Annotated in this window: 23 protein-coding genes and 1 tRNA gene; 11 read left to right on the forward strand and 13 right to left on the reverse strand. The window is 65.2% G+C overall.

Annotated features, from left to right (window positions below; translation table 11 throughout):
• A partial coding sequence (locus tag PARJ55_RS0117985; protein WP_028714285.1) for an IS5/IS1182 family transposase occupies positions 1-289 on the forward strand: 289 nt, incomplete at its 5' end.
• Between the two features lie 11 nt (positions 290-300).
• On the opposite strand, the gene PARJ55_RS24115 is transcribed toward PARJ55_RS0117985, so the two are convergent.
• A complete protein-coding gene (locus tag PARJ55_RS24115; RefSeq protein ID WP_156929529.1) occupies positions 301-1,215 on the reverse strand; it encodes a hypothetical protein in 915 nt (304 codons plus the stop codon).
• 316 nt (positions 1,216-1,531) lie between these two features.
• Between PARJ55_RS24115 and PARJ55_RS22495 the strand changes: the two genes are divergently transcribed.
• Complete coding sequence (locus tag PARJ55_RS22495) at positions 1,532-2,443, forward strand: helicase RepA family protein (protein ID WP_084637905.1); 912 nt, start codon at positions 1,532-1,534, stop codon at positions 2,441-2,443.
• Entirely contained in the window at positions 2,436-3,299 is an 864-nt protein-coding gene (gene repC / locus PARJ55_RS23495) for a replication protein C, IncQ-type (protein WP_084637906.1), read from the forward strand. Before PARJ55_RS22495 ends, repC begins: the two co-directional genes overlap by 8 nt.
• A gap of 265 nt (positions 3,300-3,564) precedes the next feature.
• Here repC and PARJ55_RS0117995 read toward each other — a convergent pair whose 3' ends face one another.
• Both PARJ55_RS0117995 and PARJ55_RS0118000 read right to left on the reverse strand, forming a co-directional pair.
• Entirely contained in the window at positions 3,565-4,596 is a 1,032-nt protein-coding gene (locus tag PARJ55_RS0117995; protein WP_028714286.1) for a site-specific integrase, read from the reverse strand.
• 701 nt (positions 4,597-5,297) lie between these two features.
• A tRNA-Gln gene (locus PARJ55_RS0118000) sits at positions 5,298-5,372 on the reverse strand.
• A 95-nt stretch (positions 5,373-5,467) separates the two neighbouring features.
• Between PARJ55_RS0118000 and PARJ55_RS0118005 the strand changes: the two genes are divergently transcribed.
• On the forward strand, positions 5,468-6,676 hold the full coding sequence (locus PARJ55_RS0118005; RefSeq protein ID WP_028714287.1) for an NAD(P)/FAD-dependent oxidoreductase: 1,209 nt from the start codon (positions 5,468-5,470) through the stop codon (positions 6,674-6,676).
• Here PARJ55_RS0118005 and kdsA read toward each other — a convergent pair whose 3' ends face one another.
• From kdsA to PARJ55_RS0118020, 3 genes are read right to left on the reverse strand one after another with little or no spacing between them, the layout of a single operon-like run.
• Entirely contained in the window at positions 6,677-7,510 is an 834-nt protein-coding gene (gene kdsA, locus PARJ55_RS0118010) for a 3-deoxy-8-phosphooctulonate synthase (RefSeq protein WP_028714288.1), read from the reverse strand.
• Positions 7,507-9,294 carry a capsule biosynthesis protein gene (locus tag PARJ55_RS0118015; RefSeq protein ID WP_028714289.1) on the reverse strand — a complete coding sequence of 596 codons (1,788 nt, stop codon included), beginning with the start codon at positions 9,292-9,294 and terminating at the stop codon, positions 7,507-7,509. The genes kdsA and PARJ55_RS0118015 overlap by 4 nt, the downstream gene beginning before the upstream one ends.
• Complete coding sequence (locus PARJ55_RS0118020) at positions 9,278-9,931, reverse strand: ABC transporter ATP-binding protein (RefSeq protein ID WP_028714290.1); 654 nt, start codon at positions 9,929-9,931, stop codon at positions 9,278-9,280. Before PARJ55_RS0118020 ends, PARJ55_RS0118015 begins: the two co-directional genes overlap by 17 nt.
• 201 nt (positions 9,932-10,132) lie before the next feature.
• Between PARJ55_RS0118020 and PARJ55_RS0118025 the strand changes: the two genes are divergently transcribed.
• Both PARJ55_RS0118025 and PARJ55_RS0118030 read left to right on the forward strand, forming a co-directional pair.
• The gene (locus tag PARJ55_RS0118025) at positions 10,133-10,750 is read left to right on the forward strand and encodes a uracil-DNA glycosylase family protein (protein ID WP_028714291.1); all 618 of its coding nucleotides are present in this window, start codon (positions 10,133-10,135) and stop codon (positions 10,748-10,750) included.
• Positions 10,734-11,486: an SseB family protein gene (locus PARJ55_RS0118030; protein WP_028714292.1), complete on the forward strand. Its 753-nt coding sequence runs from the start codon at positions 10,734-10,736 to the stop codon at positions 11,484-11,486. Before PARJ55_RS0118025 ends, PARJ55_RS0118030 begins: the two co-directional genes overlap by 17 nt.
• 75 nt (positions 11,487-11,561) lie before the next feature.
• Here the strand turns inward: PARJ55_RS0118030 and PARJ55_RS0118035 are convergent, their stop codons facing one another.
• Complete coding sequence (locus PARJ55_RS0118035) at positions 11,562-12,122, reverse strand: DUF882 domain-containing protein (protein ID WP_028714293.1); 561 nt, start codon at positions 12,120-12,122, stop codon at positions 11,562-11,564.
• A gap of 305 nt (positions 12,123-12,427) precedes the next feature.
• Here PARJ55_RS0118035 and PARJ55_RS0118040 point away from each other — a divergent pair, with 305 nt between their 5' ends.
• The 5 genes from PARJ55_RS0118040 (at position 12,428) to PARJ55_RS0118060 (ending at position 17,340) form a co-directional block, all read left to right on the forward strand.
• Positions 12,428-14,062: a murein L,D-transpeptidase gene (locus PARJ55_RS0118040; protein WP_028714294.1), complete on the forward strand. Its 1,635-nt coding sequence runs from the start codon at positions 12,428-12,430 to the stop codon at positions 14,060-14,062.
• Positions 14,063-14,088: 26 nt separating this feature from the next.
• Positions 14,089-15,183, forward strand: coding sequence for a UDP-3-O-(3-hydroxymyristoyl)glucosamine N-acyltransferase (gene lpxD, locus PARJ55_RS0118045; protein ID WP_028714295.1), 1,095 nt, complete (start codon positions 14,089-14,091; stop codon positions 15,181-15,183).
• Between the two features lie 46 nt (positions 15,184-15,229).
• A complete protein-coding gene (locus PARJ55_RS0118050; protein WP_028714296.1) occupies positions 15,230-15,490 on the forward strand; it encodes an acyl carrier protein in 261 nt (86 codons plus the stop codon).
• A 137-nt stretch (positions 15,491-15,627) separates the two neighbouring features.
• On the forward strand, positions 15,628-16,836 hold the full coding sequence (locus PARJ55_RS0118055; RefSeq protein ID WP_028714297.1) for a beta-ketoacyl synthase: 1,209 nt from the start codon (positions 15,628-15,630) through the stop codon (positions 16,834-16,836).
• 180 nt (positions 16,837-17,016) lie between these two features.
• Positions 17,017-17,340 carry a 2Fe-2S iron-sulfur cluster-binding protein gene (locus PARJ55_RS0118060; RefSeq protein WP_028714298.1) on the forward strand — a complete coding sequence of 108 codons (324 nt, stop codon included), beginning with the start codon at positions 17,017-17,019 and terminating at the stop codon, positions 17,338-17,340.
• Between the two features lie 18 nt (positions 17,341-17,358).
• On the opposite strand, the gene PARJ55_RS0118065 is transcribed toward PARJ55_RS0118060, so the two are convergent.
• The 6 genes from PARJ55_RS0118065 to PARJ55_RS0118090 all read right to left on the reverse strand — a co-directional run bounded on the left by PARJ55_RS0118065 (position 17,359) and on the right by PARJ55_RS0118090 (position 21,914).
• Positions 17,359-17,994 (reverse strand): TetR/AcrR family transcriptional regulator, encoded by a 636-nt coding sequence (locus tag PARJ55_RS0118065; protein ID WP_028714299.1) that lies wholly within the window; start codon positions 17,992-17,994, stop codon positions 17,359-17,361.
• 84 nt (positions 17,995-18,078) lie between these two features.
• Positions 18,079-19,899, reverse strand: a complete 1,821-nt coding sequence (typA, locus tag PARJ55_RS0118070) for a translational GTPase TypA (RefSeq protein ID WP_028714300.1) — start codon at positions 19,897-19,899, stop codon at positions 18,079-18,081.
• A 75-nt stretch (positions 19,900-19,974) separates the two neighbouring features.
• The gene (locus PARJ55_RS24120; protein ID WP_156929530.1) at positions 19,975-20,130 is read right to left on the reverse strand and encodes a hypothetical protein; all 156 of its coding nucleotides are present in this window, start codon (positions 20,128-20,130) and stop codon (positions 19,975-19,977) included.
• A 19-nt stretch (positions 20,131-20,149) separates the two neighbouring features.
• Complete coding sequence (locus PARJ55_RS0118080) at positions 20,150-20,578, reverse strand: TIGR01244 family sulfur transferase (protein WP_028714301.1); 429 nt, start codon at positions 20,576-20,578, stop codon at positions 20,150-20,152.
• A gap of 100 nt (positions 20,579-20,678) precedes the next feature.
• The gene (gph, locus tag PARJ55_RS0118085) at positions 20,679-21,362 is read right to left on the reverse strand and encodes a phosphoglycolate phosphatase (protein WP_028714302.1); all 684 of its coding nucleotides are present in this window, start codon (positions 21,360-21,362) and stop codon (positions 20,679-20,681) included.
• Entirely contained in the window at positions 21,363-21,914 is a 552-nt protein-coding gene (locus PARJ55_RS0118090; protein ID WP_028714303.1) for a thioredoxin family protein, read from the reverse strand.
• Between the last annotated feature and the right edge of the window lie 438 nt (positions 21,915-22,352).

Below are 22,352 nucleotides of genomic sequence, written 5' to 3' on the forward strand. Positions count from 1 at the left end.
GCCGCAACCAGCAGTTCTGGTCGCCGACAGGGGCTATGACTCTGATAAAATTCGGGAAGACATCGAGAGCCGCAACGCCCTGCCCATGATACCGATGCGAAGGAACCGAAGGGTGCGCAAGGCTGTCGACATGACCATCTACACCCTGCGCAACATGGTCGAGCGCTGCTTCAACAAGCTGAAAAATAGCCGCCGCCTTGCAACCCGCTACGACAAAACCGCCGAAAGCTTCCTTGGCTTCGTCGACGTCGCCTGCATCAGGCTCTGGCTCCGCCATTTGTCAACATGACCTAAGCACATTCAGCTTCCGAGCTTCAAGGCGAAATCTTCCATTTCAATCTTGGTAATCTCAGCGATGCTTTTGATTGTCGGCATCATTGTCGCTGCGTCAAATGTTACCTGCTCCGTAACATCGATCACTCCGGTATTTGAAGATACGCCTATAACACCAATTTTTTTGGGCTTTCCATTGACGGATACAGTGGCATAAGCACGGCTGAAGTCCGTCCCGTCCACACTCATATTTCCTTTTAGCCTGTCTTTGATATCTCCAAGTCTTCCGAATGTGCCCTTTCCTCTTGCCGTGACCTCAAGAGATACATCTACTTCAACGTTAGGATTGGTCGGTCGCAAAGCCTGCGCTACCGTTCCGCCTGAAGCTCTCGGTTTTACCAATGTGATTTTCTTGACCGACTTCACTTTGTGTTCCGCCAACTCATCATGAACGATTTTCTTCGCCTCGACCTTCCAATCTGGAAACCAGTCTCTGTATTGGCTCCGGAATTCGGATAGCACCGATGTCGCGCAGGACCTACCTGAATAAGACTGAAACGCCCATAGTCCATAAGTATAGCCATCTGGCCACCAGAAACGATAATAGAGAGGAATGGTGTCAGCCTCCTCCGTTGTTCGCGTATGAGCGATAATTCCAGTCGTCACGTCCTCAACATCTGTTCCGTATCCGAAAGTTCCGTATCTGATTAGGCCGTGCTGGGTATTGACGTCATCTTTTTGTGACAGGAAACGATGAGATCTTTTTTCGCCCTCTGCACCGTCATCAGATGAGGAGACTCTAATAAAGGGAGTCTGCTTATATTTGGAGATAAAAGTCCTTACGGCTTTTTGGATGTCCTGAGCGCCGCTCCCGGAGATGTGCTTATAGGATTTGTGATTGCTGTAAATGCTAAGCTTATAAACGCGAATCCCGACTTGCAAAGACTGGCCCCTTCATGACTCTGCACATCAGGCAGTGATGGTAAGAGATGCTTCTGACGTGACGGTTAACCGTCTGATAAGACTTGCTTTGATACAGGTGAATGTCAAATGAAAGTTTGAGGCCAAGCGTTGTGTTTTTTTGGGTGCAAGCGATGCTCCTGAAAATATTTTTCTTGAAAAAACTGAAGGTTAGTAGCTTGAGGGTGGCAGCAAGCCGGCGGCGCACATATCGCACTGCTGGACTTACTGGCGTTGGACCACCCTGCACGGCGCCAAGTTTTCGGTGAAAGCGGGGTTGGAGCAGCGAGGTGCGCTCATGACCAGAACTAAGAACTTCCTCAATCCGTTGGTGGGCATCGCGCCGCTCGACATAGCCGCAGCGTTTGACGCCGCACCGCCCCCCATCGACATCGTGCTGCCCGGAATGATCGCGGGCACGGTTGGCAGTCTTGTTGCCCAAGGCGGCGCGGGCAAGTCATGGCTGGCCTTGGAAATCGCGGTCGGGGTCGCGGGCGGGCCAGACCTTGCGGAAATCGGCATCCCCGCGCACGGGCGGGTCGTGTATCTGCCCGCAGAGGATCCACGTTCCGCCCTTGCGCATCGCTTCCACGCTCTGGCGGAGCATCTGGACCCGGACGCCCGCCGGACCGTCTCGAACAACCTAACGGTGCTGCCGCTGATGGGGCGTCAGGTCAACATCGGGGAGGCGGCTTGGGCGGACGCGCTGGAGCGCGTCTGTGACTCGGCACGGTTGGCAATCGTGGACACGCTGCGCCGCTTTCACATCGAGGACGAGAACGCATCCGGGCCGATGGCCCAGCTTCTCGGCGTCATGGAGGGGATATGTGAGCGCACCGGCGCAAGCATCCTGTTCCTGCACCACACCGCGAAAGGAGCCGCCCTGAACGGTGCGGGCGGTGAGCAGCAGGCCGCGCGCGGCTCGTCCGTTCTGGTGGACAACATCCGGGGCGGGCAATGGAACCTGCTCGGCATGTCCGAGACAGAGGCGGAACGCCACAAGGTCGATGACCGAAAACGCTTCGTGCGGCTCGTCCAGGCCAAGGCGAACTTCGGCCCGCCCATCCCTGACAAATGGCTTGAACGGGGTGCCGGTGGCGTCCTGAAACCCGCCCTAACGCTGGAGGTTGCGAACGGTGTTCGCAACGTTGTCGCCGGAAAAGTCGTCCCGCACCCTGCGGCGCAACAGCGGAGGGGCGAGGATGGCTGATCTTTCTCACGCTCGGATTGACCGCGCGCATGCACTTGCCCCCGGCCTGTTCCGTTCGCTTGGCCCAAGCGATCGAAAGAAGCTGAAACTCGACATAACCTATGATTACGGGGATGGGGAAAGACTCGAGTTTCGTGGCTTTGAACCGCTCGGGGTGCTGGACATGCGGGTGTTTCAAGGGCTGGTTGCGATGGCTGGACCAGAGGGAAAACTGCTTCAAAACTCGGCCACAGCCTCCGACGTGGGCAAGCGCCTTCTGGATTTGCTCTACGAACCAGCAGATGATGAGATAAAGCAGGCAGTCATCAAGCCTACCTCTGTCGTCATCAACGACAGCCTGCGGCGGTTGGCGCGCGAAATCGGCGCGCCGGAAGACGGTCCCGGAATCAAGCGCTTAAAGAAATCTATTGAACGGCTTTTCAGCGTCACCATTTTTGTTCAATCAGGCAGAAGGCGCATTGGTTCTCGCCTGCTCTCGGTCTATGCGAGTGATGAGGATACGGGCGGATTGCGGGTCGCTTTCAATCCTCGACTTGCTGCTGCGGTTATTGGTGGTGCGCATGCTCGGATTGACCTGATGGAAACCCGTGCCCTTGATTCCGATCCGGCAAGGTTGATTCATCAACGGCTTTCTGCGTTCGTTGATCCGGGAAAATCACGTGAGGTTTCCGCAGAAACTTTATCTGGCTATGTGTGGCCGGATCCGGCTGATACGCCGCGCACCGCTCGAAGCCGTATAACCAAGGTGCGCAAAGCGGTTGATGAGATTCGGTCCGCTGCGGGCTGGAATATTACCAAAACCGGCACAGACAAATGGCGTTTCATCCGTCCTCGACTGATCGAAAATACAGCCTGACCGCCTGCGTTTTATTGATGTCAAAGGTGCGTTCTATTGGTGTCATAACTGCGTTCTATTGGTGTCAGTTTCTTTAACGATATTGACCAGCAACGGATTGATAATATTATATAACACGCATTTCTTATGTTTTTCGATCAAGATCTGTCTAAGACTCCTCAAGAGTCTTAGGCAGATCTTGAATATACAAGAAGGGGGCACCGCCCCCTTCAAAACCCCCATCGCGCCAGAGGCGCGCGCTCTAAAAAAACAAGAATGGGCAAGATCAAAACACCCGAGGCAACGCCTCGACGGCGGCACGCAGAGTCGCCACGGGTGCCCGACCGCCATAGCGGTCATCCTCAATGTCCCCGACCAAGTGCCCGAACAGTTCGGCCCTGACATGCTTCTCAACATCCGATTCCGCACGCAGTCCCTGAACGGCATAATGCCGGAAGGAATGAAAAGTCTTGCGGGGCTGCGGCCCAAGCCGGTCGGCCTGGATGTTTCGCCACATATAATCTATGGAGTCGCCGATCTGTGACTCGGCACTCTTCCGTTTCAGGTCGTGAAACAGGTGGGTGCGTTTGCGCTCCCGCTGGTCGCGGACGTAATCGAGAAACCCCAACTCTACCAAATGCGAGTGAATCGGGATTCGCCGTTCGGACTGCGCGTTCTTGATGCCGCGACGCGCGTTCACGCGAATGCGGAAAATCGGGATCCCGCCCTCGTCCTCAACGTCCACAGTCTCTAACCCGCAAATCTCTTCCCTCCGCGCGCCGGTATAGGCGGCAATCAGCGGCACCCAATAAAGCCAGTCCTTCACGATCACGTCGCCCGGCTCGCGGCGACGTTTCGCGCTCTTGCATCCCGTCCAGACCGGCGCACCGAAGATCTGCCGCACATCGTCCGGCGTGAACGCGTCGCGGTCGTCTTTGGCAGCGCGCTTGGAAAAACGGCGCAGCAGGGACGGATTCACGCTGGGGTCAATCCGCAGCCCTTCGGCCTGCGCCGCTTTCAACACCTTGCCAAGGTGAACAAGGTTCCGGTTCACCGTGGCAACGGACAGCCCGCACTTGACGCCGGACGCCTCCGCTTCCGCGATGATCTCCATGATGGGCTTGTCCCGCTCTGCCGCGCTGCGCCGGTAGGCAGGTGGCAGGCGGTCAAGCGTGGCGACGAAGCCCGCCAGATGTGTCTGTCGCACGTCCCTCACATCATCCAGGCCCGTAATCTCGCAGAACAGATCCGCGATGACGCGCATCTGGGTCAGGGTCTTGGCGTTGGCGCGTCCGGTGCGGGCGTGAGTCGCGCTCATCCGCGTCACCACATCCGCGATGCGGGCCGAGAATCCGGCAGGCGCGGCGGGGCGTTGCTTGGGTCGACGCGGCGAAGCCTCTGGGACCGACTGTGCGGCGCTCTGGGGCGACGTCTTGCGGGTCTGGGCTGGGGTGGTGGCGGGCGCGGGCCTTGATGCCGATGAAACGGGGGGACGTGTCGGCGTTTTGGCGGCATCCGCAATGTTCGGCCCCTGCGCGTCACGCTTGGGCCGTTCCGGCTCATCATCGGGGGCGGTCAGTCCGAAAAAGAATTAGAAGGCGGATACTCCCGGAAAGGTGGCGGGGTTTCCCCCCGGCGGCCTCATAGTCCATCGCGACTCGCTCGTGCTTCACGGCGGCGCGGATCGCGTCCCGGACAGTGGACAACTCTGCCTCGCCCCGGTCAAGCAGATTCCAACCTAAGGTTGATACCCTGACCGCCGCACCCGCCAATCGTTTCGCCTCGAACGGGTCGGCTGTTGAGAGTGGGATTTGGACGGCGTGTCCGCGATACAGGCGCCGCCACACATACAGCCGACCGCGCCGAAACACATAGTTTGCAATGCCCAAAACGGATCCCTTGATGTGGGGCCAGCGGGTCGCAGCGGCGGGATGACGGCGTGTCATTATGCTGACATACTGTCACCAACCCCTGTCGGGCGGCATCAACGTGCTGAAGCAACTGCGCTTTTCGGATGACTGGCTGGGGCGGTAGGATTCGAACCTACGGTACACGGTACCAAAAACCGTTGCCTTACCACTTGGCCACGCCCCAACTGTGGGGGCGTATCTAGCCAAGGCCGTGCAGGGGCGCAAGAGGCAAAACGGAAAAATCTTGTGGCCCCGGCGCAGGCACTCTATGCGCCGCGCATGGAACAGGTGGACACAGTCATTCTTGGCGCCGGTGCGGCCGGGCTTTTCTGCGCCGGCTCGATCCTGCAGCAGGCGGGCGAGGGGGCGGGGCGGGTCGTGGTTCTGGATCACGCCCACGCGCCGGGCGAAAAGATTCGCATCTCCGGCGGCGGACGCTGCAACTTCACCAATCTCGCGACCGCGCTCGACCGCTTCGTCTCGGGCAATCCGCGTTTCGCGGCCTCGGCGCTGGCGGGCTTCACGCCGGCGGATTTCCTTGCCATGGTCGAAACATCCGGCATCGCCTGGCACGAAAAGACGCTCGGCCAACTGTTTTGCGACGACAGCGCCCGGCAGATCATCGACATGCTGCTGCATCGGATGCGCGGCGCCGAGTTGCGTCTCGAGACTGCGGTGCAGCAGGTCGAGCCGGCGGGGCAGGGTTTCCTGGTCGGGACGGCACGCGGGCCGCTGGCGGCACGCCGGGTGGTGGTGGCGACCGGCGGCAAGTCGATTCCCAAGATGGGCGCAACGGGCATCGGCTACGAGATCGCCGCCCGGTTTGGGCTTTCGCTGATCGAGCCGAGACCGGGGCTGGTGCCGCTGACCTTCGCCCAGCAGGACCTGGACCTTTGCCGGCCCCTGGCCGGGCTGTCGGTCCTGGCCGAGGTCAGCCATGGCAGCGGTCGGCGGCGCCGTCTGTTCCGGGACGGGTTGCTGTTCACCCATCGCGGGCTGTCGGGGCCGGCGATCCTGCAGATCTCGAGCTTCTGGCGCCCGGGAGAGGATATCACCGTCGATCTGGCCCCCGATGCGGATATCGTCGCCGGCCTGCGCGAGATCCGCGGCCAGGGCGGCCGCCTTGCCGTGGCCACGGCGCTGGCGCGCTGGCTGCCCGCGCGGCTGGCCGAGGCGGTCACGGCCGAGGTGGGCCTGGCCGGGGCGCGGCTGGCGGATCAGGGGAATGCCGCGCTGGACCGGCTCGCCGCGCGGATCAAGCGCTGGAATCTGCGGCCGGTCGGCTCGGAAGGCTGGCGGACGGCCGAGGTCACGGTGGGCGGGGTCGATACGCGGGCGCTCGATTCCCGGACCATGCAGGCAAGATCGGTTCCCGGGCTCTATTTCATCGGCGAGGTGGTCGATGTCACCGGCTGGCTGGGCGGTTACAACTTCCAATGGGCCTGGGCCTCGGGCCATGCGGCGGCGCGGGCCATCGCGGCCGGCTGATCAGCCCATCACCGGGTCAAGCTTGGCCAGCGCGTCGAAGCGCATCAGCGAGGCGATCAGTGCCGGCATCCGCTCGAGATGGATCATGTTCGGCCCGTCCGAGGGCGCGTTGTCCGGATCCTGATGCGTCTCGATGAAGACGCCGGCCACGCCGATCGCCACCGCCGCCCGCGCCATGACCGGCGCGAATTCGCGCTGCCCGCCGGACGAGCCGCCCTGGCCGCCGGGCTGCTGCACGGAATGGGTCGCGTCCATGACCACCGGCCAGCCGGTCCGCGCCATGATCGGCAGGCTGCGCATGTCGGCAACCAGCGTATTGTAGCCGAAGCTGACGCCGCGTTCGGTCAGCAGGATGCGTTCGTTCCCGGTCGAGGCGACCTTCTCGGCAACATTGGGCATGTCCCAGGGCGCCAGGAACTGGCCCTTCTTGATGTTCACCGCCGCCCGGGTCTCGCCCGCCGCCAGCAGCAGGTCGGTCTGGCGCGACAGGAAGGCCGGGATCTGGATGATATCGACCGCGGCTCCGGCCAGGCGCGCCTGCTCGATATCATGCACATCGGTCAGCACGGGACAGCCGATGCGGCTGCGCACCTCTTCCAGCATGCGCAGGCCTTCGTCGATGCCGATGCCGCGCCGGCCCTTGAGCGAGGTGCGGTTGGCCTTGTCGTAGCTGGCCTTGAACACGAAGCCGGCCCCCGCCTTGGCGCAGGCCCCGGCGACGGTCTCGGCGATCATCAGCGCATGGTCCAGGGTTTCTAGCTGGCAGGGGCCGGCGATCAGCACCAGGGGCAGATCGTTTCCGAAAGTGACGTTGCCGATCGGGACATGTTTCATGAGGATACCTGTTCGCGCAGGATCGAGGCGGTCAGCGACAGCATCAGATAGATGCCGGAAAACACCAGGAAGGCCACGATCGTGTTCTGGAAAGCCTTGGGATAGGTCGCCTCGTCCGGCGGCACCGGCGCCACCGAGAGCGAGAGATAGCGGACCTGCTTGTTCGCCTCGATCCGCGCGTTCTCCATCTGCGCGGCGGCGGCGGCCAGCAATTCCTGCCGGGTCAGCAGGTCGGATTCGGCGATGCGGATCTCGCCCGAGATGGCGGCCAGCGAGCCGCGGGCGCTGTTGCCCTCGGTCAGCTGGCTGCGGGTCTGGGCCAGCATTTCCTCGAGCCGGCTGATATCGCCGGTAACGCCGGCGACGCGGCTGGGATTGGGACGGGCGTTGGATTGCAGCTGCCCGAGCTCGAGCTTCTTCTCGGCCAGTTGCCGTTCGAGTTCGGCGATATGGCCCATGATGACGCCGCCCTCGGCCACCGGGTCGAGCACCCCCAGCTTCTGCTGCAACTCCTGCACGCGGCGCTGCGCCTGCTGCACCTTGGCCTCGGCATCCTGATAGCTTTCGACCGCGCCCTTCATCTGATCCTCGCGCAGGCGGGCCGTCATCTGGTCCACCTGTTCTTCGGCATATTCGATCAGCGCCAGGGCGAAATCCTGCGAAAGCTGGGGATTTGGCGCAATCACCTCCATGTTCAGCACCCCCTCGGTCGGATCGTAGCCGATCTTCACCGAGTTGCGATAGAGCTTGTAGGCCTGTTCGTTGCTCGCCACGGGCGGCAGACGCAGGATGGGGTCGATGGCCGGATCCTGGAAGGCGCGCTTGAATCCCAGATCCTTGTCGAGACGCATCATCGCGTCGCGCGAGGTCAGGTAGCTCTGCACCGAGATCGAATCGGGATTGGTCGCAAGCTGCGTGCCGCTGAACAGCCCGCCAAGGCTGCCGGCGCTGGATTTCTCGGCCTGCTGGATCTGGAACTGCGACACCGTGGCGTAAAGCGGCGTCGCGACGAAGAAGTAATACCAGCCCGCGATCAGCGTCGGCAGGGCGACGAAGGCGGCCAGCCGCGCCAGCAGCATCACCAGCTTGCGCCGCCGCCGGCGGGCGATGTCCTGCTGGATGCGGATGATCTCGGCGGCGCGGCGATCCTCGGTCAGCGCCTCTCGCGAGGGAAGCTGGGTCGTGCCGGGCGGCAGCGGCGTGATCTCCGTCCCGCGGCCGCGGCGGGCGGGGCTGGAGTTGCGGGTCGGCACCGGCATGTTGGCCGAGGGCGAGGCCGGGCCGGCCTGGGCCTGCGCCTGGGCCCGCGCGCCCTCTTCCGAGAGGATCTTGCCCACCGAGGTGCGGTGAAAGGGATCGATGCCGCGGTCGCGCAGCATGACGATCGCCTCGTAATCGGATTCGACCTCGATCTCGTGCATGGCGGCGATGCGGCGGGCCATGCGCAGCTGGCGGTCGGTCAGGTTCTCGGCCCGCACCGCGGCGATGCGTTCGGCCATGGGCGTCGTGTCCTGAAGCGCCGCGCCTTGGGGTGCCGTGCCTTGGGGCGCCGTGTCCCGGGGCGCGGGCGTCTCGGCGCCGGGGAAGCGCATATCGCCGAAACCGTCCTCGTTGCCGGCGAAAAGCTGCTCGCTCGCCTGCTCGGGCGGGGCGGCCTGGCTGCGCCTGTGCCGTTCGACCTGCACCTTGCGCGCCGTTTCGACCGCGTCGCCGTCCTGGCTGACCGCCAGGACCGATTCCTCGCGGCTGATGCGATAGGCGCGGGCCTTAGGCGGTGTAGTCATAATACTGCTTGGCCTCTTCGAGGGTTTCGAACTGATATAACCTGCCGTCGCGCAGGACGGCAGCGCAATTGCAGAATTTTTCAATGGTTTGCGCCTGATGCGACACCACCACCACGGTGGCGGATTTCAGGCGGTCGTAAAGCACCGAGCCGGCCTTGCGGTTGAATTCGGCATCCGTGGTGCTGGGCATGCCCTCGTCGATCAGATAGACGTCGAATTCCAGCGCCAGCATCAGCGAAAAGGTGAAGCGCGCCCGCATGCCGGCGCTGTAGGTGCCGACGGGCATGTCGAAATATTCGTCGATATCGCAGAGCCAGCGGCAGAAGGCCTCGACATAATCCGGGTCGAGACCATAGATGCGGGCGATGAAGCGCGCATTCTCGTTGGCGCTGAGCGTCGCGGTGATGCCGCCCATGAAGCCCAGCGGGAACGAGACCCGGCAATCGGTGCGGATCGTGCCTTCGTCGGGCTTTTCCAGGCCGCACATCATGTTGATGATCGTGGTCTTGCCAGTGCCGTTCGGCGCCAGGATGCCCATCGACCGCCCCAGGTCGATCCGGAACGAAGCACGGTCGAGGATCACCTTGCGCTGGGTCCCGGTCCAGAACGACTTGGAGACATTGTCGAATTCGATCATCTGGCCGTCCTGATCCCCGCACGCCGCGCAGGCTGGCAATGGTTACGACACGAAATATCCGCCGCCGCCGGAACGCCCCGGCCGCGGCAGGCGGACAATATGTCCGGGCGCCCGCGCTGTCCACCATGGCGTGCAATGCTTTATATATCGTGAAGGGGCGCGGGTCTTTTTTGCCGGGCGCCGCGCGCCTATCTGGCGATCATGTCCTCTTCTGCCAGCCTTGTCCGCGAGATATCCGCCTGCCGGCTTTGCGCGCCGCGCTTCGCCCTGACCGCGACGGCGCACAGCCCGCGCCCGGTGGCCTGGTTCCGGCCCGGCGCACGCATCCTGATCGTGGGCCAGGCGCCGGGTATGCAGGTGCATCTGCAGGGGCGGCCCTTCGCGGACCGCTCGGGCGACCGGCTGCGCGACTGGATCGGCGTGCCGGCCGAGACCTTCTACGACCGCTCGCGCATCGCCATCGTGCCCATGGCCTTCTGCTTTCCGGGCTATGACGCCAAGGGCTCGGACCTGCCGCCGCCGCCGATCTGCGCCCGGACCTGGCGCGAGCGGGTGATGGCCGAACTGGCCCCGCGGCTGACGCTGCTGGTCGGCGGCCATGCGCAACGCTGGCATCTGGGCGCGGCGGCAAAGGCCGGGGTGACGGCGACGGTCTCCGGCTGGCGCGATCATGCGCCGCACATCTTTCCCTTGCCTCATCCGTCCTGGCGCAATACCGCGTGGCTGCGGCGCAATCCCTGGTTCCAGGCCGAGTTGCTGCCGGAGTTGCGCGCTGCCGTTGCCGCCCTGTTGAGAGAGCCCGATGACCCCGCTGGATGAGCTTTGCAAGGTTCCTTTTCACGAGGCCGACGCCCCCGCCCGCGCGCGCATCCTGTCTCGCCTGGCCGATACCGAGCTGTTCGCCGCGCTGGTGGCCGAGCCGGCCGGAGACCGTGCCGAGCTGCGGCTGTTCGACCTGCCCGAGGGCCGGTTTGCCCTGGCCTGCGACCGCGAGGATCGGCTGGCGGGCTTCGTCGGTGGGCCGGTCGCCTATGTCGCCCTGCCGGGCCGCGTCCTTGCCGCGGCCCTGGCCGAGGAGGGGCAGGGGCTGCTTCTCAACCCCGGCCACGGCTCGCAGCTGATGCTGGATGCCGAGGTGCTGGCCTGGCTGGGGCGGGCGCTTGCGGCGCGGCCCAGCATGGCGGGGGCCGAGGCGGCGCGGCGGCTGGGCGCGCCCTCGGCCGAGGCGGTGGCGCTGCTGGCCGAGCCGCTGGCGCAGCGGCTGGGCGACATGGCGGGGCTGGTCGGACGGCTGGCCCTGGTCGCGGCGGAATGGCGGGACGGGCGGCGCAACCACGCGCTGATCCTTGCCGGCGTCGATCCGGCGCATGAGGCGGCGGTCGCCAAGGCGCTGGCCGAATTGCTGGCCTTTCTGCCCGAACTGCCCGGCGGGGTCGATATCGGCTTCGCCGCGCCGGGGCTGCCGCCGGGCGCGCTGGTGCTGGAGCCGCCGCCTCCGGCGCCGGCGCCCGAGCCGCCGCGCCGCGATCCCTCGGCGCCGCCGCGGCTGCGCTAGCGCCGCGCGGGCAAACGAAAACCCGCCCCAAGGGGCGGGTCTTTGCGTGATCACCGCGATTTGACCGATCGCGAGTCAGGCGCCCCAATGGCGGATCGGACCGCAGTCCATATGGACGAAATTCGAGCGCGAGTATTTGCCGACGCCGCCTGCATTGCAGGCCGCCGCGGCCTTGTACATCTGCGAGACCGAGCGCGATTTCAGGCGCAGGTCGGCAGCCTTGCCCACCATGTGCAGCGAGTTCCTGGCCACGCCCGAGGAGCGCGAGCGCAGCATGGCATTGGTCTGCGGCGAGCGGTAGCCCGACAGCATCATGTAGGGTTCGTTGGTTTGCAGCAGCCGATGCGAGGCTGCGGCGATGTCGATCGTGCGCGGGTCGAAGCCGATAGCCTGGCCCGTCCGCCAGTCGCGCATGAAGATGTTGATTTCATTCAGGGCATCCCGGATATACTTGCCTTCGACCCAGTAGACGGTGTCGATGCTTTCGCCCGTGCGCCCCGAATACATGCGGATGCGGCGAATGTCGCCGGCGCCCCGCAAAAGTCCGAAGGCATTGGCCATAACCGGCGCTGCTGCCACCGTCGTCGCCGCGAAGACACCGAGGATGCCCCGACGCGAGATAGTTTCAAACGTCATGTCAGATCGCCTGTCCTGCTTTCGTTGTTTTGCCGCCCGTTGAACGGCACGCCCCGGTTTAGCCGGGACCGGTTAAGAATATGTCACCAGCGCGCGAGCCGAGGGAAGCTTTTCGTTCCATGCGCGGCGGAGTTCCGCCATTCTCGGCAAAAATCCGCCGACGATAAGCCGATTCGGAACCGGAGCCCAAGTTTTTGCGCGGCCGTGCCTGCGCTGCATCAGTGACGCAAGAAAAAAACGCCGTTCGCTGGACCGGAATCGTTGCCGATGCGAAGATTTCCGTCACAGAGAAAAGGATGCGTTCCGTGCCACTTTCCGGGTTGATTCGTGCGCTGGTTGTTCTGGCGGTGCTGGCGGTGCTGCCGCGCCCTGCCGTGGCGCAGGGTCTGGACGCCGCGCCCGTGGCCGCGCTTCCGGCGCCGCGGCTGGCCTTTTCCGAAGCCGAGATGCGCCTGGCCGAGCGGGTCGCCGCCCATCCGGGCCTGGCGGATTTCTACGGCAGCAACGGGCTGAAGCCGGTCTTCCTGGGGGCAGGGGGGGCGGCGCGCCGCGCCGCGCTGATCGAGGCGGTGGAACAGGCGGCCTCGCACGGGCTGTCGGCGGGCCGCTATCGTCCGGCCGTGCTGCGGCAGCTCGACCGCGACGGGGCCGGGACGGTCGAGGCCGAGCTTCGCTTCGCCCGCAGCTTCGCCGATTGGAGCCACGATGTCACCGGCGGCATTCTCGATCCGCGCCGGGTCGAGCCGGGCATCAAGCGCGAGGTGCAGCGCCCGCGCACCGGCGATCTGCTGCGCGCATTCGCCCGCGCTGCCGATCCCGCCGCGATGCTGGCCGGCCTGCCGCCGCAGGATCCGCGCTACGAAGCGTTGCGCCAGGCGCTGGCCCGGCAGTCGCGGCTGGTCGCGCCGGCCGATGCGCCGCGGGTGCCCGAGGGGCTCTGGCGCGAGGGGATCAGCGATCCCGCCGTCGCGGCGCTGCGCGTGCGTCTGGCCTCGGTGGGTTTCGCCGCGCCCGCCACGGGTAGCCCGCTGACCTTCGACGCGCCGCTGGCGCAGGCGGTCGCGGCCTATCAGCAGGCGGCCGGTCTGCCGGCCGATGGCGTGGCGGGACCGCGCACCGTGGCACGGCTCAACCGCGGCACCGGCCCCGAGGCCGAGGCGATCCTGGTCGCGCTGGAGCGCATGCGCTGGATGGCCGGCCACGACCTGAACGCCCGGCACGTCTGGGTGAACCTGCCCGAGTTCAACGCCCGCATCTACGAGAACGGGCAGGAGGTGTTCGAGACCCGCGTGGTCATCGGCAAGGCCAATCGCGAATTCGAGACGCCCGAGTTCAGCGAGACGATGAAATACATGGTGGTCAATCCGCGCTGGAACGTGCCGCGCTCGATCACCGTCAAGGAATGCCTGCCGCGGCTGCAGGCCAACCGCCATGCGGTCGGCCATCTCGACGTGGTGGACGGGGCGGGCAATGTCATCCCGCGCGACCGCATCGATTTCCGCAAGTATACGGCCAGGACCTTTCCCTACCGGATGCGGCAGAAACCCAGCGACGACAATGCGCTGGGGCAGGTCAAGTTCATGTTCCCCAATCCCTGGAACATCTATCTGCACGACACGCCGACCAAGCATCTGTTCAACCAGTCCAGCCGCGCCTATTCGCATGGCTGCATCCGCGTCGGCCGGCCCGTCGACCTGGCGCATGAGCTGTTGAAGGGTCAGGTCGAAAGCCCCGAGGCGGTGTTCGCCAAGGCGCTGAAATCCGGGCGCGAGACCTATCTGAACCTGCGCCCGCCCGTGCCGGTGCATCTGGTCTATTTCACCGCATTTCCGGACCAGACCGGCCAGATCCGGCGCTTCCCGGATATCTATGGCCGCGACGCGCTGGTGCATGCGGCGCTGGTGAAGGCCGGGCTGGATTCCGCGGCCGGGGATGAATAGATGAACCCCGAAGCAAGGGGAAACGCATGACACTGACCATCGCCGAACTGGCCCGCGCGCTGGATGCCCGCCTTTGGGGCGACGGCGGCCTGATCGTCAACGGCGCGGCCGAAGCCGGGCAGGCGCGCGCGGACCAGATCGCGCTCGCGACCTCGCCCGCCTATGCCGAGAAGCTGAGCCCCGGCGGCATGGCCCTGCTGGCCGAGGGGACCGACCCCGAGGCGCTGGGGCTGCGCGCGGCCATCCTGGTCGGGCGGCCGCGGCTGGCCATGGCAGGGCTGACCCGCGCCTTCGATCCCGGCCCCGGCATCGCGCCGGGCATCCATGCCAGCGCGGTGATCGACCCCACGGCCGAGCTGCCCGAGGACGCCGCCGTCGGCCCCTTCGTGGTCATCGGGCCGCGGGTGCGGATCGGGGCGGGGGCGCGCATCGCCTCGCATGTCTCGATCGGCGCCGATACGGTGATCGGCCGCGACGCGCTGATCCATCCCGGCGTGCGCATCGCCCATGGCGTGACCATCGGCGACCGGGTGATCCTGAACCCCGGCGTCTCGCTGGGCGCGGACGGGTTTTCCTTCGTCACGCCCGAGAAATCCGGCGTCGAGGAGATCCGCCAATCCCTGGGCGAGCGGGCCGAGATCCGCCAGCAGCACTGGACCCGCATCCATTCCCTGGGCGGGCTGGAGATCGGCGACGATGTCGAGATCGGCGCCAATTCCACCGTGGACCGCGGCACCATCCGCGCCACCCGCATCGGCCGCGGCACCAAGATCGACAACCTCGTGCAGGTCGGCCATAATTGCCTCGTGGGCGAGGATTGCCTGCTTTGCGGCCTTGTCGGCGTCGCCGGCTCGGCCCGGATCGGCAACCGCGTGGTGTTGGGCGGGCAGGTCGGCGTCTCGGACAACATCTTCGTCGGCGACGACGTGATCGCGGGGGGCGCGACCAAGATCTTCACCAATGCCCCCGCCGGCCGGGTGCTGCTGGGCAGCCCGGCGGTGCGGATGGAAACCCATGTCGAGGCGCAGAAGAACATCCGCCGCCTGCCGCGACTTTATGCGCAGGTGGCCGAGCTTCGCGAAACTGTTAAGAAACTGCTCGACAAGGACGGTGCAGAATAGCATTTCCGCAGGCAAGCGTCTGCGACCGGACAGAACGGAGGCCGAGATGACAGAAATCCGCGACCGCATCATCCAGATTGTCGCAGAGCAGGCGATGCTGGACCCGTCCGAGCTGAAGCTCGAGATGTCGCCGCAAGACATCGGCATCGACAGCCTGGGCCTGGTCGAATCCATCTTCGCCATCGAGGAGGCGTTCGACATCTCGGTGCCCTTCAACGCCAACGAGCCCGAGAAATCCGAGTTCGACATATCGAGCCTCGGCGCCATCATCGGCGCCGTGGAAAAGCTGGTCGCTGAAAAGGCATGAACGCCAAGAAGAACAAGGGCGAGAGGCCGCCGAAATCCCCGCGCAAGCCCGGCAAGGTCAAGGGCAAGGTCAAGAGCGCGACCAAGATCGCCCGCACCGTGCTGGGCCGGGTCATCATGGGCCGGCACGGCAACGGCATGCGCCGCGTCGCCATCACCGGCATGGGCACGATCAACGCGCTGGGGCGCGACGTGCCCTCGACGCTGGAGGCGATGCGCGAGGGCCGTTGCGGCATCGGCCCGCTGGAGTTCCGCGATGTCGAGCGGCTGGCGATCCGCATCGGCGGCCAGGTCCGCGACTGGGAGGCGGAGACCTATTTCAACCGCCAGCAGATCGTCCTCTATGACAAGTTCACCCAGTTCACGCTGCTGGCCGCGCGCGAGGCGGTGGCGCAGTCGGGGCTGGTCTTCGAGGGCGAGCTGGGCCTGCGCGCGGGCGTGGTCCTGGGCACCGCCGCCGGCGGCATGAACACCTGGGACGAGAATTACCGCACCGTCTATGAAGAGGGGAAGAACCGCGTCCATCCTTTCGTGGTGCCGAAGCTGATGAACAACGCCGCCTGCTCGCATCTGAGCATGGAATACGGGTTGCTGGGGCCCAGCTTCACCGTGGCCACCGCCTGCGCCAGCTCCAATCACGCCATGGGCCTGGCCTTCAACATGGTGCGCTCGGGGGCGGCGACGGTGATGCTGACCGGCGGGTCCGAGGCGATGCTGTGCTTTGGCGGCGTCAAGGCCTGGGAGGGGCTGCGCGTCATGTCCAAGGATGCCTGCCGGCCGTTTTCGGCCACCCGCAACGGCATGGTGCAGGGTGAGGGGGCGGGCGTCTTCGTCTTCGAGGACTGGGAGCATGCGGCGGCGCGCGGCGCCGATATCCTGGCCGAGGTGGTGGGATTCTCGATGTCGGCCGATGCGCAGGACATCGTCATGCCCTCGGCCATCGGCGCCGAGCGCACCATCACCGGCGCCATGCTGGATGCGCATATGCGTCCCGAGGAGGTCGGCTATATCAACGCCCATGGCACCGGCACGGCGGCGAACGACAAGACCGAATGTGCCGCCGTCGCCCATGCCTTCGGCCATCATGCCGACCGGCTGATGATCTCCTCGACCAAGTCGATGCATGGCCATCTGATCGGCGGTACCGGCGCGGTCGAGCTTCTGGCCTGCATCATGGCGCTGCGCGACGGCGTGATCGCCCCGACCATCGGCTATGAGGAGCCGGACCCGGAATGCGCGCTGGACGTGGTGCCGAACGAGGCGCGCGAGGCGAAGGTCGAGGCGGTGCTGTCGAATGCCTTCGCCTTCGGCGGGCTCAATGCGGTGATCGCGCTGCGCAAGGTGTGAGCCTGGCGGGGGGCTCTGCCCCCCGCGCCGCGCCTGCCCCTCGACGGGGCAGGCGCGGCGCGCCCCCCGGGATATTTGGGCAAGAAAGAAGCCGGAGAGGTTCGTTCCAAGGGCAATGCCGGGGCTTTTCTCTGCCGGCGCAATGACCTATCTGCGGAGGGAAGCGCAAGGAAGGCACCCATGGCCAAGATCACCTATATCGAGCACAACGGCACCGCCCATGAGATCGACGTCAAACCCGGCATGACCGTGATGGAGGGCGCACGCGACAACGGCGTTCCCGGCATTGACGCCGATTGCGGCGGCGCCTGCGCCTGTTCGACCTGCCATGCCTATGTGGCGCCGGATTGGGTCGACCGGCTGCCGGCCAAGGAACCGATGGAGGAGGACATGCTGGATTTCGCCTGGCAGCCCGATCCCGAGCGGTCGCGGCTGACCTGCCAGATCAAGGTGACGCCCGAGCTGGACGGGCTGGTGCTGCATCTGCCCGAGCGGCAGATCTGACCCGCCCGTGGCCCGCCTTCAGGCGGTTGCGCGGCTTTCGGGCGCGTTGGCCCTGACCAGGTTGTCCATGAACTCGGTGAATATCCTTTCGGCGAGTTCGCGGGTCGAGCGGGGATCGCCGTCGAACCAGGGATCGGTGCTGCGGGTCAGGAACATCATGTTTCCCCCCTTGACCAGGCAATGCAGCATCATGGTCAGGATTTCGACATCCGCTTCCTCGGACAGGATGCCCAGCCGCTGCGCCTCGCTGAACTTGCGGTGATAGAGGTCGCGCATCGAGCTGGTATAGCGATGCAGCGCGCTGTCGGGCCGGATGGCGCCGTTCAGCCCGTTCACCAGCAGCCGGAACAGGGTCGGATTGCTCTCGGCCCAGTTCAGGTAGCTGTGGCCGATCGAATGCATCTGCGCGATCGGGTCGCCGGTATCGGCCTCAATGACCCCTTGGCGCAGAGCATCGTTCAGCAATGTGACCGCGTGATAGATCAGCCCTTCATGCAGCTCTTCGGTCGAGCTGAACATGGTGCGGATCTCTTCCGGACTCGCATCGGCGCGTGCCGCGAGATCGCCCGGGTCGGAGGGAAGGTGACCGGTTTCCTCCAGGTGCTCCTGGGCGGCGAAAATCAAGGTCTGATAAATATTGCCCCGGCTTTCCATCAGCCGCTCCCGAACCATTCGTCTCAAATCTATCAGACTTCCGACAATGCGGAAGTCTGTAATCTAATAGAAAGGGAGATAAATTCAGCCTTCGGCGCGGGATTGGCGCTTGCGCTCGTGCGGGTCCAGGTAGCGCTTGCGCAGGCGGATGCTCTTGGGCGTGACCTCGACCAGCTCGTCGTCGTCGATATAGGCGATGGCTTCCTCCAGCGACATGCGCACCGGGGGCGTCAGCCGCACCGCCTCGTCCGTGCCCGAAGCGCGGACGTTGGTCAGCTTCTTGCCTTTGAGCGGGTTCACTTCCAGGTCGTTGTCGCGCGAATGCTCGCCGATGATCATGCCCTGATAGACCTGTTCCTGCGCGCCGATGAACATCTTGCCGCGTTCTTCCAGGTTCCACAGCGCATAGGCCACGGAGACGCCGTCCTCCATCGAGATCAGCACGCCCTGGCGGCGGCCCTGGATCGGGCCCTTGTAGGGCGCCCAGCTGTGGAAGATGCGGTTCAGCACGCCGTTGCCGCGGGTGTCGGTCATGAACTCGCCCTGATAGCCGATCAACCCGCGCGAGGGCACATGCGCGACAATGCGGGTCTTGCCATGGCCGGCGGGCTTCATCTCGACGAGGTCGCCCTTGCGCGCCCCGGTCAGCTTGTCGATCACCGCGCCGGTATATTCGTCGTCGACATCGATGATGGCTTCCTCGATCGGCTCGTGGCGCACGCCGTCGATGTCGCGGAAGATCACCCGCGGGCGCGAGATCGACAGCTCGAACCCCTCGCGGCGCATGTTCTCGATCAGCACGCCCATCTGCAATTCGCCGCGGCCCGAGACCACGAAGGCGTCGCCGCCGGGCGTGTCCTCGACCTTGATCGCGACATTGGTCTCGGCTTCCTTCATCAGCCGCTCGCGAATCACCCGCGACTGCACCTTGTTGCCGTCGCGGCCGGCCAGCGGGCTGTCGTTGATGCCGAAGGTGACGCTGATGGTCGGCGGGTCGATGGGCTGGGCGGGCAGGGCGGTCTCGACCTCCAGCGCGCAGAGCGTGTCGGCCACCGTGGCCTTGGACATGCCGGCGATGGTGACGATGTCGCCGGCCACCGCCTCGTCGATGGGCTGCTGGGTCAGGCCGCGGAAGGCCAGCACCTTCGAGATGCGGAACTGCTCGATGCGCTCGCCGTCGCGCGACAGCGCCTTGATGGTGTCGCCGGGTTTCGCGCGGCCGGCCTCGACCCGGCCGGTCAGGATGCGGCCGATGAACGGGTCGGCGCCCAGCGTGGTGGCCAGCATCTGGAAGGGCTCGTCCTGGCGCGCGATCTGCTTCGGCGCCTCGACATGGCGCAGCACCAGGTCGAAAAGGGCCGACATGTCCTTGCGCGGCCCGTCCAGCGTCTCGTCGGCCCAGCCGCCGATGCCAGAGGCGTAAAGATGCGGGAAATCAAGCTGCTCGTCGCTGGCGCCCAGGTTCGCGAACAGGTCGAAAACCTCGTTCAGCGCATTGTCCGGGTCGGCGGCGGGCTTGTCGACCTTGTTCAGCACCACGATGGGCTTCAGGCCAAGCGCCAGCGCCTTGGAGGTCACGAATTTGGTCTGCGGCATGGGACCTTCCGCCGCATCGACCAGCAAGCAGACCCCGTCCACCATCGACAGGATGCGCTCGACCTCGCCGCCGAAATCGGCGTGGCCGGGGGTGTCGACGATGTTGATGCGGGTGCCCTTCCACTCGACCGAGGTGGCCTTGGCCAGGATGGTGATGCCACGCTCGCGCTCGATGTCGTTGCTGTCCATCACCCGCTCGGCCACGGCCTGGTTTTCGCGGAAGCTGCCCGACTGCTTCAGAAGCTGGTCGACCAGCGTGGTCTTGCCGTGGTCGACATGGGCGATGATCGCGATATTGCGGATGTCCATAGGGGGCCTTTATCAGAATTTGCGCCCCCGGTAACGCAGAGGGGCGCGAAAGGCCAGCGTCAATCGCAAATGACGTCAGCGCAGGCCCAGAAGTCCCAGGATGAACAGCACCACGACGACGAGGCCGACAAGATAGATGATCGAGTTCATGGCAATTCCTCCCTTGGGCCTGCCGGGCGGGCGATCCGTCCGGTCGCGGGCTGCGGCATGGTAACCCGCCGGGCTGGCCAAGGTTCCAGCCCGATATCGGTCAGACGTCCTGGCGGGCCAGGGATTCGAGCAGCGGCCGGACGCCCGACAGGTCGTATCCGGCCCGCGCGGCGGTCTCGATCAGGTCCTCGACCGGCTCCTGCCCGGCGCGCGCCAAAGCCCAGAGCACGGTCGAGCGGTTTCCCGAGCGACAATAGGCCAGCTTGGGACCCGGCGCGGCCAAGGCCTCGGCCTGGGCCGTGATCATCTGCGGCGTGATCTGGCCGGGGGTGAAGGGGTTGAAGTGATAGTCCAGCCCGGCCGCCTCGGCCGCCGCGCGCATCGCCTCGTGATCCTCGTCGGGGCCGACCTCGTCATCGGGGCGGTTGTTGATCAGCACGCGAAAGCCCGCCTCGGCCAGCGCCGGCAGATCCTCGGGACGGATCTGGGCCGAGACGGCGAGGTCGGGGGTCAGTTGACGCAGGTCCATGCGGGGCTCCTTGGGCGTTCGGTCGGGCCGGAGTGGCGGCATGCGGCGACGGATCGTCCCGTTTCGCCGCGCTGTCAAGCGCCGCGGCACGCCGGCGATCCTAGCCGACGGCCGAGGCCTCTTCGACCAGCAGCGGCAGGCGGATGAAATCGTCGAACGTGCCGTGATGCGCCAGCTGCTCGACCGGCGTCTTGCGATAGCCGCGGGTGAACAGCAGGAAGGGCACGCCGGTATTGCGGGCGCATTCCTCGTCGAATTCGCTGTCGCCGACATAGACGCCGCGCGGCCTGTCGGGATCGGCGCCAAGCCCGGCAAAGGTCGCCCGCAGCGGCGCCGGATCGGGCTTGCGCTGCGGCAGGGAATCGCCGCCGATTACCATGCGGAACAGCTGGGCGATGCCGAAATGGTCCAGGATCGCCCGCGTCGGCCCCAGCGGCTTGTTGGTGCAAAGCCCCAGCGGATAGCCGCGATCCGCCAGAACCCCCAAGGCCTCGGTAACATTGGGATAAAGCCGGGTCAGGCCGGTGGCGTCGTGATAGCGGGTCATGAACGAGGCGACCAGATCGCGATGCGCCTCGACCGGCAGCGCGGTGGTGGCGATCACCCGGCGCCAGAGCAGATCGACGCCGCCCCCGACGAAGCCGCGGACCTGGTCCAGCGTCAGGGGCGCGACGCCATGCAGACGCAGCACCGCATTCACGCAGGCATGGATGTCGGGCACGCTGTCGATCAGCGTGCCGTCAAGGTCGAAAACCACGGGGCGGGGGGCAAAGCAGATGGTCATTCACGCCTTCCATTTGATCGAACAGCCCATCGAGGGCACCTGTTCGCGCGGACCCTGCCCGGTTTCGGCGATCTGCGCCATGGCCTCGAACAGGTCGCGCCGCGCATCCGGCGGCGCCGGGTTGCGGCCCGAGGCGTCCAGCCGGCCGCGATACTGCAGCTCGCCTTCGGCATTGTAGCCGAAGAAATCCGGCGTGCATTCGGCGCCATAGGCGCGCGCGATGTCCTGGCTTTCGTCATAGAGATAAGGAAAGGTGAAGCCGTGCTTCAGCGCCTCGGCCTTCATGTGCTCGGGCGCGTCCTGCGGATATTCGCTGACGTCGTTGGCCGAGATCGCCACGACGCCGATGCCGCGCTGCTGCAATTCGGCCGCGTCGCGCTGGATGCGGTCGATGACGGCCTGCACATAGGGGCAATGGTTGCAGATGAACATGACCAGCGTGCCGCGCGGTCCGGCGATGTCACGGAACGAGACCAGATGCCCATCGGGGTCCGGCAGGGTGAAATCCGGCGCCTTGGCGCCAAAATCGCAGACGGGAGGACGAACGGCCATCTGATTTCCTCGGGTTGCGGCCTTTGCCTGTCAGGGCAGCGGAAGGCGGTGGATTCGCCCGTGCAGACTAGGATGCGCAAGCGCGGAAAGAAAGAGGCGCCGACCTACACGACGCCGCCATGCTGCAATGGTTTCTCGCAGGCCACCCTGTGGCGGCATTGCTCGAACAGCTGCACCGCGGCTGAGCAACAGTCTTCCGGGCCAGCGCCAGCGCGCGCTTGCCCGGTCGCTTCTGGCGCAGAGCCGGAATCCTTGCTGCTTGCGTGGCGGGTCGAACGTGGTCCGAACATGAGCCCGAGGCTTGGCCAGGCTCAGGCCGCATCGACCGAAGTGAAGGCCAAGCCGACCTGGCATGATGGTGGATGACATAATTCGGATTATCGAGATTTTAAGTGTGGAACTCAGGTAGATGTCGAACAACCGAAATAATGACCGTTC

Origin of the sequence: Paracoccus sp. J55 (assembly GCF_000513975.1) — a bacterium.
Lineage (GTDB): Bacteria > Pseudomonadota > Alphaproteobacteria > Rhodobacterales > Rhodobacteraceae > Paracoccus.

What these genes read in the sequence shown, in the direction of transcription:
- repC (WP_084637906.1), top strand. Translation starts at nt 2,436, where the DNA reads ATGGCTGATCTTTCTCACGCTCGGATTGACCGCGCGCATGCACTTGCC.
- PARJ55_RS0118080 (WP_028714301.1), bottom strand. Translation starts at nt 20,578, where the DNA reads ATGGACCTGCGTCAACTGACCCCCGACCTCGCCGTCTCGGCCCAGATC.
- PARJ55_RS0118090 (WP_028714303.1), bottom strand. Translation starts at nt 21,914, where the DNA reads ATGGCCGTTCGTCCTCCCGTCTGCGATTTTGGCGCCAAGGCGCCGGAT.
- PARJ55_RS0118005 (WP_028714287.1), top strand. Translation starts at nt 5,468, where the DNA reads ATGGAACAGGTGGACACAGTCATTCTTGGCGCCGGTGCGGCCGGGCTT.
- PARJ55_RS0118015 (WP_028714289.1), bottom strand. Translation starts at nt 9,294, where the DNA reads ATGACTACACCGCCTAAGGCCCGCGCCTATCGCATCAGCCGCGAGGAA.
- PARJ55_RS22495 (WP_084637905.1), top strand. Translation starts at nt 1,532, where the DNA reads ATGACCAGAACTAAGAACTTCCTCAATCCGTTGGTGGGCATCGCGCCG.
- gph (WP_028714302.1), bottom strand. Translation starts at nt 21,362, where the DNA reads ATGACCATCTGCTTTGCCCCCCGCCCCGTGGTTTTCGACCTTGACGGC.
- PARJ55_RS0118030 (WP_028714292.1), top strand. Translation starts at nt 10,734, where the DNA reads ATGACCCCGCTGGATGAGCTTTGCAAGGTTCCTTTTCACGAGGCCGAC.
- PARJ55_RS0118035 (WP_028714293.1), bottom strand. Translation starts at nt 12,122, where the DNA reads ATGACGTTTGAAACTATCTCGCGTCGGGGCATCCTCGGTGTCTTCGCG.
- PARJ55_RS0118060 (WP_028714298.1), top strand. Translation starts at nt 17,017, where the DNA reads ATGGCCAAGATCACCTATATCGAGCACAACGGCACCGCCCATGAGATC.
- PARJ55_RS0118020 (WP_028714290.1), bottom strand. Translation starts at nt 9,931, where the DNA reads ATGATCGAATTCGACAATGTCTCCAAGTCGTTCTGGACCGGGACCCAG.
- PARJ55_RS0117995 (WP_028714286.1), bottom strand. Translation starts at nt 4,596, where the DNA reads ATGAGCGCGACTCACGCCCGCACCGGACGCGCCAACGCCAAGACCCTG.
- PARJ55_RS0118055 (WP_028714297.1), top strand. Translation starts at nt 15,628, where the DNA reads ATGCGCCGCGTCGCCATCACCGGCATGGGCACGATCAACGCGCTGGGG.
- PARJ55_RS0118050 (WP_028714296.1), top strand. Translation starts at nt 15,230, where the DNA reads ATGACAGAAATCCGCGACCGCATCATCCAGATTGTCGCAGAGCAGGCG.
- PARJ55_RS0118065 (WP_028714299.1), bottom strand. Translation starts at nt 17,994, where the DNA reads ATGGAAAGCCGGGGCAATATTTATCAGACCTTGATTTTCGCCGCCCAG.
- PARJ55_RS0118025 (WP_028714291.1), top strand. Translation starts at nt 10,133, where the DNA reads ATGTCCTCTTCTGCCAGCCTTGTCCGCGAGATATCCGCCTGCCGGCTT.
- kdsA (WP_028714288.1), bottom strand. Translation starts at nt 7,510, where the DNA reads ATGAAACATGTCCCGATCGGCAACGTCACTTTCGGAAACGATCTGCCC.
- lpxD (WP_028714295.1), top strand. Translation starts at nt 14,089, where the DNA reads ATGACACTGACCATCGCCGAACTGGCCCGCGCGCTGGATGCCCGCCTT.
- typA (WP_028714300.1), bottom strand. Translation starts at nt 19,899, where the DNA reads ATGGACATCCGCAATATCGCGATCATCGCCCATGTCGACCACGGCAAG.